Origin of the sequence: Streptomyces sp. NBC_01210, assembly GCF_036010325.1 — a bacterium.
GTDB lineage: Bacteria > Actinomycetota > Actinomycetes > Streptomycetales > Streptomycetaceae > Streptomyces.
The window spans coordinates 6,408,886-6,420,873 of record NZ_CP108549.1 but is presented as its reverse complement, the minus strand read 5'-3'; the positions used below and the strand labels follow the sequence as shown (position 1 = coordinate 6,420,873).

Genomic DNA, 11,988 nt, shown 5'->3' with positions numbered 1-11,988 from the left:
GCTGAAATCTTCCGCCGGCGAGGCTGGTTTCCCGGCCGGGAGGGGCTGAATGTCCGGGAAACCCAGCCCGTCCGGCGATTGAGGACACGGCCGAAGGCCGTACGGGGTCTGGGGGCTTGCCCCCAGTTACGGGCCCCCCACCGGGTCAGAAGCCCGGCGGCTCCGTGTACGTGCCCCACTCGTCCCGCAGCGCATCGCAGATCTCGCCCAGCGTCGCCTCCGCACGGACCGCGTCCAGCATCGGCGCGATCATGTTGGAGCCGTCCCGCGCGGCGGTCAGCATCGCGTCCAGCGAGGACCGTACGCGGGCGTCGTCGCGGCCGGCCTTGCGGTCCGCCAGGACCCGTACCTGCTCGCGCTCGACCTCATGGCTGACCCGCAGGATCTCCAAGTCGCCGGTGACCGAGCCGTGGTGGACGTTGACGCCCACGACCCGCTTGTCGCCCTTCTCCAGGGACTGCTGGTAGCGGAAGGCGGACTCGGCGATCTCGCCGGTGAACCAGCCGTCCTCGATACCGCGCAGAATGCCGGACGTGATCGGGCCGATGGGGTGCTTGCCGTCCGCGTGTGCGCGCCGGCCGCGTTCCTTGATCTGGTCGAAGATCTTCTCGGCGTCGGCCTCGATACGGTCGGTGAGCTGCTCGACGTACCAGGAGCCGCCGAGCGGGTCGGCGACATTGGCGACGCCGGTCTCCTCCATCAGCACCTGCTGGGTACGCAGCGCGATCTCCGCGGCCTGCGCGCTCGGCAGGGCGAGGGTCTCGTCCAGGGCGTTGGTGTGCAGGGAGTTGGTGCCGCCGAGGACCGCGGAGAGCGCCTCGACCGCCGTGCGTACGACGTTGTTGTACGGCTGCTGCGCGGTGAGCGAGACACCCGCGGTCTGGGTGTGGAAGCGAAGCCACTGCGCCTTGTCGGTCTGTGCGCCGTACTCCTCCTTCATCCAGCGCGCCCAGATCCTGCGAGCTGCCCGGAACTTGGCGATCTCCTCGAAGAAGTCGAGGTGCGCGTCGAAGAAGAAGGAGAGGCCGGGCGCGAAGGTGTCCACGTCCAGGCCGCGGCTCAGGCCCAGCTCGACATAGCCGAAGCCGTCGGCGAGCGTGTACGCGAGCTCCTGCGCGGCCGTCGCTCCGGCCTCGCGGATGTGGTAACCGGAGACCGACAGCGGCTTGTACGCGGGGATGCCCTGCGCGCAGTGCTCCATCAGGTCGCCGATCAGGCGCAGATGCGGCTCGGGCTGGAAGAGCCACTCCTTCTGCGCGATGTACTCCTTGAAGATGTCGGTCTGCAGTGTGCCGTTGAGCACGGCCGGGTCGATGCCCTGGCGCTCGGCGGCGACGAGATACATGCAGAAGACCGGGACGGCCGGCCCGCTGATGGTCATCGAGGTCGTTACATCACCGAGCGGGATGTCCTGGAAGAGGACCTCCATGTCGGCGGCGGAGTCGATGGCGACGCCGCAGTGGCCGACCTCGCCGAGCGAGCGAGGGTCGTCGGAGTCACGGCCCATGAGCGTCGGCATGTCGAAGGCGACGGAGAGCCCGCCGCCGCCGTTGGCCAGGATCATTTTGTAGCGCTCGTTGGTCTGCTCGGCATTGCCGAAGCCGGCGAACTGGCGGATGGTCCAGGTGCGGCCGCGGTAGCCGGTCGGGTAGAGCCCGCGGGTGAAGGGGTACTCCCCGGGCCAGCCGATCCGCTCGAAGCCGTCGTAGGTGTCCCCGGGCCGGGGCCCGTAGACGGGCTCGACCGGGTCACCGGAGAGCGTGGTGAAGTCCGCGTCCCGCTTGCGGGCCTTGTCGTAACGGGCCTGCCAGCGTCGGCGGCCTTCCTCGATGGCGTCAGCGTCCATACTCTGAATTTACTAGGACGTCCTAGTAAATGTCGATGGCAGACGGCCACGAGCCTTGCTCGCGGCCGTGTCTGTTACGCCTCGGCGGTCGCCGCGCTGCCGTCCACGGTCAGCGGCCGGATCTCGCGGGTGATCTTCGGCTCGACGAAGAAGGAGGCCACGGGGATGCAGCCGGCGGCCAGCACCCAGAGCAGCTTGCCGAACGGCCATTTCGCCTTGGAGCCGAGATCGAAGGCGAAGATCACGTAGATGATGAACAGCACACCGTGGATCTGCGAGATCAGCATGGTGTCGCCGACCTCGAACCCGTACTTCGCGATGATCGCCGCGGTGAAGACCAGCAGCCATACGGCGGTGACGTACGCCATCACCCGGTAACGGGACAGCACGCTTTGTTTCATGGCTACGAGCGTAACCGGGCACAAAGGCCGATCTTCGCCCGGGTCGTGTGGGTTACTTCTCGTCGAAATCCCGCGCCGCCACCCGCAAGGGCCTGAGCATCGCGAAGATCTCCCCGCACTCCTCCGCGTCGTACGCGCCGAGCCCGAAGTCCATCTCCATCAGCTCGTGAGTGGCCGCCTCCACGACCTCCCGGCCCTTCTCGGTGATGGAGGCGAGCGTGCCGCGCCCGTCGTTCGGATTGGGCCGCTTGTCGACGAGACCGGACCTCACCAGCCGGTCCACGGTGTTCGTCACCGACGTCGGGTGGACCATCAGCCGCTCGCCGATCTTGGACATCGGCAGCTCCCCGGCCTTGGAGAAGGTGAGCAGCACCAGCGCCTCGTACCGCGCGAAGGTCAGTCCGTACGGCTTGACGACGGCGTCGACCTCGGCGAGCAGGATCTGGTGCGCGCGCATGATCGAGGTGATCGCGCCCATCGAGGGCACGGGACCCCATCGCTGCTGCCAGAGCTCGTCGGCTCGGGCGATGGGATCGAAGGGGAGACTGAGCGGCTTGGGCACGCACCGACCCTACCGACTGGTCATATGGCGGTCAGCCCCGTCTCGCACTTCGGTCCTCCTGGCCTCGGCGACCAGCAGCAGACAGCTGAGGGTTCCGACGGCCCCGGCCCCGGCGACCACCGTACTCACGGAGAAGAACTCCGCCGCGAACCCGGCCAGCGCCATACCGACGCCCTGGATCGTCATCAGTCCGGCGGTGAGCAGGGTCATGGCCCGGCCGCGCAGCTCCTCGGGGACAGCCTCGATGAACCATCGGTCGACTCCCAGGGTGTACGCGGAGCCGACGCCGGCGGCCACGAGCACGAGCAGCGCCCAGCCGAGACCGGGTGTGAGGATGTAGGCGAGGAATGGCAGCAGGGTGACGGCGGCGAGCGGCAGGGCGGTACGGGCGCGGGTGGCGGGGCCGAGCACGGAGCCGGCATACAGCTCACCGGCGATCGTGCCGACCGGCAGCGCGCACATGAGCAGCCCGAGGCCGGCCGGGCCGATGCCGATCTCGTCCGCGTACGGGGTGGCGAGAACCTCCGGCGCGACGCTGAACATGGGCGGCACCCAGAAGAGCAGCATCAGCACACGGAGCCGGCGGTCGGCGAAGATCTGCCGCGCGCCGGAGAGCGAGGACCGCAGCAGGGCGCCGCTGTCGCCACCTCTGGCCGGGCGCCTCTTCGTACCGAAGCGGAGGAGCAGCGCCGAGCCCAGGAACGTGCACACGGTGACGGTGAGGGCGCCGCGCGGGGGCACCACTGCCAGCAGCAGCCCGCCGAGCCCGAACCCGGTGAGCACGGCGCTCTGCGACACGATGCGCAGCAACGAGCGGCCCAGAACGAAGAGGTCGCCGTCGCCGAGGATGTCGGCGAGGGTCGCCGTACGGGTGCCGTTGAAGACGGGTGAGATCGCGGCGATGAAGCAGCGCAGTACGAGCAGCGCGGCGACGGGCGTCACGGGCAGCACCATGGCTGCGGCGCACGCGGCACAGAGGAGATCGCACACGACGAGCACCCGCCGGGCCGGGTACTTGTCGGCGACCCCGGCGAGCAGGGTCCCGCCGACGAGGTAGGGCAGAAACCCGAGCGCGAAGGTGAGGGAGCTGAGCAGGGGCGACGCGGTGAGCCGGTAGACGAGGACGGTGAGCGCGATCTCGCTGACGACGACGCCGAGGAGCGACATGAGGTGTGCGACGAATACGGCGCGGAACTCGCGCACCTGGAACACGGCCCGATAGCCGGGGCCGGCGTCGGCGCTCGGGTGCCGCGAACTCCCGTCGCGGGCGGGGCGCTCGGCCTTCGCGGGACTGGTGCGGGGCGCGACCGTTTCCGGCAGGGCGAAGCCCTCGCCATCCGGCGCGGCAGCGCCACCCGGTCCCGGTTCCCCCGCCTCAGGCGGGGCGGAGACGACTGCGCCGGGCACGCCGTTCTCCGGCCCGGCGGCTCCGGGGCGGGGGCCGCCCTCGGGGGGCGGCAGCGGCGGGTCCTCCGTGAGGTTCTCTTTCGGCATGGGCGACAGCCTGCCGATGCCCTCCCGGCCGGGCCTAGACTTTCGGCAGCAGCCGAATCTTCCGGGGTGATCATGCCGTCCTCCATGCACTTCGGCGAAGCCGATCTGCTGCGGATCCGGTTCGCCGTCTCGCCCCTCTGGGAGACTCAGAGCGCCGTACGCATCCTCAAGCGCCCCGACCGGCACGGCTATCACCTGCCCTGGCTGCGCCGGATACGCCAGGCCGCCGACAGGCTCGATCTCACCGCCCTGTGGCTGCTGATGCCGCAGCGCGGGCACAGCCCGGACTTTCTCGGGCCGCCGCCCATCGGGCCCGCCGCCTCCTTCGAGGAGGAGATCGCCGCCGTACGCCGCGCGGATCCCGAGGCCGCGCGGCACGACATGGCGTGGGCGCTCTCCTGCACCCCGGGAGCATCCGACTCACCGCAGGGACGGGCCCTCGTCGCCGATCCCGAGCGGGCCGTCCAGGAGCTCGCCGACGCCATGGAGTGCGCCTGGCACGCACTCGTCGAGCCGGACTGGCCGCGGCTGCGCGCTCTTCTCGAGGCCGATGTGGCGTTCCATTCGCGGCGGTTGGCGGAGACCGGCCTCGAGGGGCTGTTCGCCGATCTCCACCCCAGACTGCGCTGGGCCGACAGCACTCTGACCCTGGCCACGCCCGGCGACCATGTACGCGACCTCGGCGGCCAGGGCCTCATGCTGTTGCCCAGCGTCTTCTGCTGGCCCGACGTCGTGACCGGATTCGAACCGCCCTGGCAGCCGACCGTCGCCTACCCCGCACGCGGTATCGGCGCGCTGTGGGCACAGCCCGCGGGCTCCGCGTCCGAGGCGCTGGCCCGCCTGCTCGGTGCCAAGCGCGCCGCCGTGTTCCTCGCGCTCGACGAACCCGCCGGGACGACCGCGCTCGCGCATCTCCTCGGCCTCGCGCCGTCCTCCGTATCGGCGCATCTGTCGGTGCTGCGCGACGCGGGGCTGCTGACCGCCCACCGCTACGGTCACCAGGTGCTGTACGAGCGAACGCCGTTGGGCATCGCGCTCGCGGTGTCGCACTCCGGGGCGCCATGAAGGCGTCCGGGCGAGCGGCTGCGGGATCCGAGCGGTCGCGGGATCCGAGCGGTCGCGGGATCCGAGCGGCTTCAGACGGAGAGGTGCCGTTCGACGGTCTCGACTTTGGAGTGGAGACCGTCGGTGACGCCGGGGCGGATATCGGCCTTGAGGACGACGGAGACGCGCGGCGCGCGGGCCTCGACCGCGGCGACGGCACGCTTGACGACGTCCATCACCTCGTCCCAGTCACCCTCGATCGAGGTGAACATCGCGTCGGTGCGGTTGGGCAGACCGGATTCGCGGACGACCCGGACGGCGTCGGCGACATACTCACCGACATCCTCGCCCACGCCCAATGGAGTGACGGAGAAGGCGACGATCATGCCTCCACCGCGCTCTCGCGGCGGGCGCGGGAGGCGATGACCTCGTCCTCGGCCGCGCGCTTGAGCTTGCGCTCGGCGAAGAAGCCCCCGAAGGGGAGCACGGAGAGCACGAAGTAGAAGGCCGCGGTCTTCGCGTGCCACTTGGTGCGGTTCCAGGCGTCCAGCCAGAAGATCACGTACAGGATGAAGAGCACGCCGTGGATCGCGCCCATCACCGGAACCGCGTTGAACTCCGTTGTGCGCTTGAGCACCGAGCAGACGAGCAGCAGGAGGAAGGAGACGGCCTCCGGCGCGGAGACCAGACGGAGGCGGTGGAGGGACGAGGCGGTCTTGATGTCCACGGAGGCACCTTCTGGGAGGGGGGTCATTGATCTTGTGAACGCGCTCACAAGCGCTCCCCCATTGTGGCAGCCATCTTCGCCAACCCGGGGTCCGGGGTGCCTCCCTGGGGGCGGTGTCCCCGGCACAACGCCGCGTCGGGGTCCGGGGTGCCCCCGGGAAAACACGGCATCCGGTCCATATCAGGGTCCGGATCCTCCCAAAGGACCTGTTCGCGCAGCGCACCGGCGGCTAACGTCGCCCCGTGGCAATGTTCCGACTCCAAGGCAGCAAGGTGCTCGCCGTCGATATGACCGGCGACGCCGTCAAAGCGAAGAACGGCTCGATGGTCGCCTACGACGGCCAGATGGCGTTCAAAAAGATGTCCGGCGGCGGTGAGGGCATCCGTGGGATGGTCACCCGCCGCCTGACCGGCGAGCAGATGACCATGATGGAGGTGAAGGGGCAGGGCACCTGCTACTTCGCCGACCGGGCGTCCGAGATCAACCTGGTGAACCTGCACGGCGACAAGCTCTATGTCGAGGCGAGCAATCTGCTCTGCACCGACGCCGGGTTGCGCACCGGGACGACCTTCACCGGACTGCGCGGCGGGGCGAGCGGCAACGGCCTGTTCACCACGACCGTCGAGGGCACCGGCCAGGCGGCGATCATGTCGGACGGCTCGGCCGTGGTGCTGCGGGTGACACCCCAGTACCCGCTCTCCGTGGACCCCGGCGCCTACATCGCGCACCAGGGCAATCTGCGGCAGGACTTCCAGTCCGGCGTGACCTTCCGGACCGTCCTGGGCGAAGGCGGCGGCGAGGCCTTCCAGATCCGCTTCGAGGGCGACGGACTCGTCTACGTACAGCCCAGCGAGCGCAACACCATCGGGGGCGACGTCTGATGCCGTTCCGCGAGATCAACTCCAAGATGGTCGAGGCGACGATCGCCCCCGGCCAGAAGATGTTCAGTCAGCGCGGCGCGATGCTCGCGTACAAGGGCGAGGTTTCGTTCACGCCCAACATCCAGGGCGGCCAGGGCGGCCTGGCGTCGATGCTCGGGCGGCGGGTGGCCAATGAGGCGACGCCGCTGATGACGGTCGAAGTTCCCCTCGGGCCTGGCGGCCCTGGGGAGACCCCATGCGGCACGGTGATGTTCGGCCACGGCGGCCATCACATCCAGGTGATCCAGCTGGCCGGCGACACCCTGTACGTCGAGGCGGACCGGCTGCTCGCCTTCGACGGGACGCTGCAGCAGGGCACGATGTTCATGGGCTCGCAGGGCGGGGTCATGGGGATGGTGCGCGGCCAGGTGACGGGCCAGGGCCTGTTCACCACGACACTCAAGGGCCACGGCGCGGTCGCGGTGATGGCACACGGCGGGGTGATCGAGCTGCCGATCTCTCCGGGGCGGGCGGTCCATGTGGACCCGCAGGCGTATGTCGCGCACCACGGCGACGTACGCAACAAGCTCTCCACCGCGCTGGGCTGGCGCGACATGGTGGGGCGCGGCTCGGGCGAGGCCTTCCAGCTGGAGCTCAGCGGCAGCGGTGCGGTGTACGTCCAGGCGTCGGAGGAGAAACTGTGAGCACGCCCGTGATCTTCGACCCGATGACGCTGCCGAGCGACGACAACGTCAATGCGTACACCTTCTGCGTGGAGCTCAAATCCAGCCAGTGGTTCCTGCAGAAGGGGAAGATGATCGCCTACTACGGGCGCATCGACTTCAACGGCATCGGCCACGGCCGGCTCGACCGGCTGCTGCGGACCTCCTTCCACTCGCCACTGCACGCGAGCGACTGGGTGGTGGCCGAGGGCAGCGGCAAGATGCTGCTCGCCGACCGCTCCTTCGACGTCAACTCCTACGATCTGGACGACGGCAATCTCACGATCCGCTCCGGCAATCTGCTGGCGTATCAGCCGACGCTGGCGCTGAAGCAGTCGATCGTGCCCGGTTTTCTGACGCTGATCGGTACGGGGAAGTTCGTGGCCGCGTCCAACGGTCCCGTGGTCTTCATGGAGCCGCCGATCAGGGTGGACCCGCAGGCGCTGGTGGGCTGGGCCGACTGTCCGTCGCCCTGCCACCACTACGACCACGGCTATATGACGGGCGTGATGGGCGGGATGCGGGCACTGACCGGGATCGGCGGGGCCTCGGGCGAGGAGCACCAGTTCGAGTTCGTCGGAGCCGGCACGGTGCTTCTGCAGTCGACGGAGGCGCTGATGGCCGAGCAGGCGACCGGCGCGGTCCCGCCGGAGGCGGGGGTTCCGGGGGGCCACGGCGGGGCCGGAGCCCCTGGCCAACACGGGGCGGCACCGCGCCTTCCCGGCCAGCTGGGGGACCTCCAGCGTCGCTTCGGCCTGTGAACGGTAGTCTGCGGAGTGTGACGTCGAACGCCTGCACCCTTGTTCGCGACTCCGGTCGCGCGCCGGGTGCCGTGCGTCACACAACCCGTTTTCGTCCGTCTTTCAACTTCTTAGGTAGAATCCATATATGGAGACCGAGACGGCCACCCGCTGGCTTACCGACGACGAGCAGTGCGCATGGCGCACCTATCTGGACGTCAACCGACTGCTGACGTACCAGATGGAGAAGGACCTCCAGCCGTTCGGCCTGACCAACAACGACTACGAGATCCTGGTCAACCTCTCCGAGTCGGCGGACCGGCGGATGAGAATGAGCGACCTCGCCGCTGCCACACTCCAGTCCAAGAGCCGCCTCTCGCACCAGATCACCCGCATGGAGAACGCGGGGCTGGTCCGCCGGGAGAACTGCGAGTCGGACCGGCGCGGACTGTACGCGGTCCTGACCGACCAGGGCACGGAAACGATGCAGAAGGTCGCGCCGCACCATGTCGCGTCCGTACGCAAGCACTTCATCGACATGCTCTCGCCGGAGGCGCTCGCGGATCTACGCGAGTCACTCTCGCCGGTCGCCGAGAATCTGCGCGGCCGGCGCGGCAAGCCGTAGGTCCTTCGGGCCCCGGGACTGTCCTGTGCGGCGGGTGGCAAGCTCGAACAGCCCACCGCCCGCCGCCGCTCGATGGCCGTCAGCCCTCCGTGATGCCCGCCACCAGTTCGTCCGCGGCGCGGTACGGGTCCAGCTCACCCGCCACGATCCGTTCCGCCAGCGCGCCGAGTCGGCGGTCGCCGTGCAGGTCTTGGATCCGTTCCCGCAGCGCCGTCACCGCGATGGTCTCCACTTCGCCGGCCGCACGGCGGGCGCGGCGTTCGGCGAGGACGCCGTGCTCCTCCATCCACGCGCGGTGCTTCTCCAGCGCCTCGACGACCTCGTCGATGCCCTCGCCCCGCGCGGCGACCGTCTTCACGATCGGCGGCCGCCAGTCGCCGGGGCCGCGCGCCTCGCCCAGGCCGAGCATGTGGTTCAGCTCGCGGGCCGTCGCGTCCGCGCCGTCCCGGTCCGCCTTGTTGACGACGTACACATCGCCGATCTCGAGGATGCCCGCCTTCGCCGCCTGGATACCGTCGCCCATACCGGGCGCCAGCAGCACCACCGACGTGTCCGCCTGCGAGGCGATCTCCACCTCGGACTGCCCCACGCCCACGGTCTCGACCAGAATCACGTCGCAGCCGGCCGCGTCCAGTACCCGGATCGCCTGCGGGGCGGCCCAGGCCAGACCGCCGAGGTGCCCGCGCGTGGCCATCGAGCGGATATAGACGCCCGGGTCGGATGCGTGTTCCGACATCCGGACCCGGTCGCCGAGCAGTGCCCCGCCCGAGAAGGGCGAGGACGGGTCGACGGCAAGGACGCCGACCCGCTTCCCGGCCCGCCGGTACGCGGACACCAGCGCCGACGTGGACGTCGACTTGCCGACACCCGGCGAACCGGTCAGACCGACGACGTATGCCCCGCCCGCCAGCGGAGCGAGCGCCGCCATCACCTCGCGCAGCTGCGGTGACGCCCCCTCCACCAGCGAGATCAGCCGGGCGACAGCCCTCGGCCGGCCTTCCCGTGCCTGGGCCACCAGCTCGGGGACGTCCACCATTGCCGCTCCGTTCGATCGGTTACGTACGAGGGTTACTTGCCCGGGACGCGCACGATCAGCGCGTCACCCTGCCCGCCACCTCCGCACAGCGCGGCCGCACCGACGCCGCCGCCACGGCGCTTGAGCTCCAGTGCCAGGTGCAGGACCACCCGCGCGCCGGACATGCCGATCGGGTGGCCAAGGGCGATCGCGCCGCCGTTGACGTTCACCTTTTCCGGGGACACCCCGAGGTCCTTCATTGACTGCACGGCAACCGCCGCGAAGGCCTCGTTGATCTCGATGAGGTCGAGGTCCTCGACGCCGAGGCCCTCCTTGGTCAGCGCGTGCTGGATGGCGTTGGACGGCTGCGACTGGAGGGAGTTGTCGGGGCCCGCCACGTTCCCGTGCGCGCCGATCTCCGCGATCCACTCCAGGCCCAGCTCCTCGGCCTTGGCCTTGCTCATCACCACGACCGCCGCGGCGCCGTCGGAGATCTGCGAGGACGTACCCGCGGTGATCGTGCCGTCCTTGGCGAACGCGGGGCGGAGCTTGCCCAGCGACTCCACCGTCGTCTCGGCGCGAATGCCCTCGTCCTTGGCGAAGACCACCGGCTCGCCCTTGCGCTGCGGGATCTCGACGGGCGTGATCTCCGCCTCGAAGATGCCGTTCTTCTGCGCGGCCGCGGCCCGCTGGTGCGACAGCGCCGCGATCTCGTCCTGCGGCTGGCGGGCGATACCGAGCCGGGTGTTGTGCTTCTCCGTCGACTCGCCCATCGCGACGTTCTCGAAGGAGTCGGTCAGACCGTCGTACGCCATCGAGTCGAGCATCTCGATCGCGCCGTACTTGTAGCCCTCGCGCGACTTCGGCAGCAGGTGCGGCGCGTTGGTCATGGACTCCTGGCCGCCGGCGACGATCACGTCGAACTCACCGGCGCGGATCAGCTGGTCGGCCAGTGCGATGGCGTCGAGCCCGGAGAGACAGACCTTGTTGACGGTCAGCGCGGGGACGCTCATCGGGATGCCGCCCTTGACCGCGGCCTGGCGGGCCGGGATCTGACCCGCGCCGGCCTGCAGCACCTGGCCCATGATCACGTACTGCACCTGATCACCGCCGATACCGGCCCGGTCCAGCGCCGCCTTGATGGCGAAGCCGCCGAGATCGGCGCCGGAGAAGGACTTGAGCGAGCCGAGCAGCCGACCCATGGGCGTACGGGCGCCCGCGACAATCACTGAAGTGGTACCGGACGTTCCAGACATGAGGCACGGCCCCTTGGATGAGGAGTGAACGAGGGTTTACTTCAATGTACTGAGCTGCCCGGTCCCCGGTCACCGGGCAGCCGGTGTGATCGCGCGCACGTTGCGTAACCACCGTCCGGGGCGCTGCACTGGACCCATGCTGACGCGAATCGACCACATCGGGATCGCCTGTTTCGACCTCGACAAGACCGTGGAGTTCTACAGGGCCACGTACGGCTTCGAGGTCTTCCACTCCGAGGTCAACGAGGAGCAGGGCGTACGGGAAGCCATGCTCAAGATCAATGAGACGTCCGACGGCGGCGCCTCGTACCTCCAGCTCCTGGAGCCGACCCGCGAGGACTCGGCCGTCGGAAAGTGGCTGGCCAAGAATGGTGAGGGCGTCCACCACATCGCCTTCGGCACCGCCGATGTGGACGCGGACGCGCAGTCCATCCGGGACAAGGGCGTACGCGTTCTCTACGACGAGCCGCGTATCGGCTCCATGGGCTCCCGTATTACTTTTCTCCACCCCAAGGACTGTCACGGCGTTCTCACCGAACTCGTCACCTCTGCAACGGAGCACTGACCTCAGGATTCCCGGCCCGGTAGAGTGGGCGGTTCCGGGCCGGGGCCGGATCGGGGCCGCGCCGCGTCCCCTCCGTTGATCTGTCACCATTCCCCGGGGGGCCGTTCGCCGGCGAACGGTGCTCGTACGGA

The 11,988-nt window shown here is 69.4% G+C and carries 14 protein-coding genes; 6 read left to right on the top strand and 8 right to left on the bottom strand.

The features are described from left to right. Positions 1–145: 145 nt before the first annotated feature. From OG735_RS29370 to OG735_RS29355, 4 genes are all read right to left on the bottom strand, one after another. Positions 146–1,846, bottom strand: a complete 1,701-nt coding sequence (locus OG735_RS29370) for an acyl-CoA mutase large subunit family protein (protein ID WP_327326143.1) — start codon at positions 1,844–1,846, stop codon at positions 146–148. Positions 1,847–1,920: 74 nt separating this feature from the next. Continuing rightward, on the bottom strand, positions 1,921–2,247 hold the full coding sequence (locus OG735_RS29365) for a DUF3817 domain-containing protein (RefSeq protein WP_327326142.1): 327 nt from the start codon (positions 2,245–2,247) through the stop codon (positions 1,921–1,923). 52 nt (positions 2,248–2,299) lie between these two features. Beyond that, complete coding sequence (locus tag OG735_RS29360; protein WP_327326141.1) at positions 2,300–2,809, bottom strand: MarR family winged helix-turn-helix transcriptional regulator; 510 nt, start codon at positions 2,807–2,809, stop codon at positions 2,300–2,302. A gap of 9 nt (positions 2,810–2,818) precedes the next feature. Beyond that, positions 2,819–4,303 (bottom strand): MFS transporter, encoded by a 1,485-nt coding sequence (locus OG735_RS29355; protein WP_327326140.1) that lies wholly within the window; start codon positions 4,301–4,303, stop codon positions 2,819–2,821. Between the two features lie 72 nt (positions 4,304–4,375). Between OG735_RS29355 and OG735_RS29350 the strand changes: the two genes are divergently transcribed. Continuing rightward, the gene (locus tag OG735_RS29350; protein WP_327328501.1) at positions 4,376–5,368 is read left to right on the top strand and encodes an ArsR/SmtB family transcription factor; all 993 of its coding nucleotides are present in this window, start codon (positions 4,376–4,378) and stop codon (positions 5,366–5,368) included. Between the two features lie 71 nt (positions 5,369–5,439). On the opposite strand, the gene OG735_RS29345 is transcribed toward OG735_RS29350, so the two are convergent. Next, entirely contained in the window at positions 5,440–5,733 is a 294-nt protein-coding gene (locus tag OG735_RS29345; protein ID WP_327326139.1) for an MTH1187 family thiamine-binding protein, read from the bottom strand. Further along, positions 5,730–6,074: a DUF3817 domain-containing protein gene (locus OG735_RS29340; protein WP_327326138.1), complete on the bottom strand. Its 345-nt coding sequence runs from the start codon at positions 6,072–6,074 to the stop codon at positions 5,730–5,732. Before OG735_RS29340 ends, OG735_RS29345 begins: the two co-directional genes overlap by 4 nt. Before the next feature lie 248 nt (positions 6,075–6,322). Here OG735_RS29340 and OG735_RS29335 point away from each other — a divergent pair, with 248 nt between their 5' ends. From OG735_RS29335 to OG735_RS29320, 4 genes are all read left to right on the top strand, one after another. Next, positions 6,323–6,955 carry an AIM24 family protein gene (locus OG735_RS29335; RefSeq protein WP_327328500.1) on the top strand — a complete coding sequence of 211 codons (633 nt, stop codon included), beginning with the start codon at positions 6,323–6,325 and terminating at the stop codon, positions 6,953–6,955. Then, entirely contained in the window at positions 6,955–7,638 is a 684-nt protein-coding gene (locus OG735_RS29330; RefSeq protein ID WP_327326137.1) for an AIM24 family protein, read from the top strand. The genes OG735_RS29335 and OG735_RS29330 overlap by 1 nt, the downstream gene beginning before the upstream one ends. Further along, positions 7,635–8,417: an AIM24 family protein gene (locus OG735_RS29325; RefSeq protein ID WP_327326136.1), complete on the top strand. Its 783-nt coding sequence runs from the start codon at positions 7,635–7,637 to the stop codon at positions 8,415–8,417. Before OG735_RS29330 ends, OG735_RS29325 begins: the two co-directional genes overlap by 4 nt. A gap of 127 nt (positions 8,418–8,544) precedes the next feature. After that, entirely contained in the window at positions 8,545–9,021 is a 477-nt protein-coding gene (locus OG735_RS29320) for a MarR family winged helix-turn-helix transcriptional regulator (protein ID WP_327326135.1), read from the top strand. A 79-nt stretch (positions 9,022–9,100) separates the two neighbouring features. Here OG735_RS29320 and meaB read toward each other — a convergent pair whose 3' ends face one another. Both meaB and OG735_RS29310 read right to left on the bottom strand, forming a co-directional pair. Beyond that, positions 9,101–10,057: a methylmalonyl Co-A mutase-associated GTPase MeaB gene (gene meaB / locus OG735_RS29315; RefSeq protein WP_327326134.1), complete on the bottom strand. Its 957-nt coding sequence runs from the start codon at positions 10,055–10,057 to the stop codon at positions 9,101–9,103. Positions 10,058–10,089: 32 nt separating this feature from the next. Then, a complete protein-coding gene (locus OG735_RS29310) occupies positions 10,090–11,292 on the bottom strand; it encodes an acetyl-CoA C-acetyltransferase (protein ID WP_327326133.1) in 1,203 nt (400 codons plus the stop codon). A gap of 136 nt (positions 11,293–11,428) precedes the next feature. On the opposite strand from OG735_RS29310, the gene mce reads away from it, so the two are divergent. After that, positions 11,429–11,857: a methylmalonyl-CoA epimerase gene (gene mce / locus OG735_RS29305; RefSeq protein WP_327326132.1), complete on the top strand. Its 429-nt coding sequence runs from the start codon at positions 11,429–11,431 to the stop codon at positions 11,855–11,857. Positions 11,858–11,988: the final 131 nt, after the last annotated feature.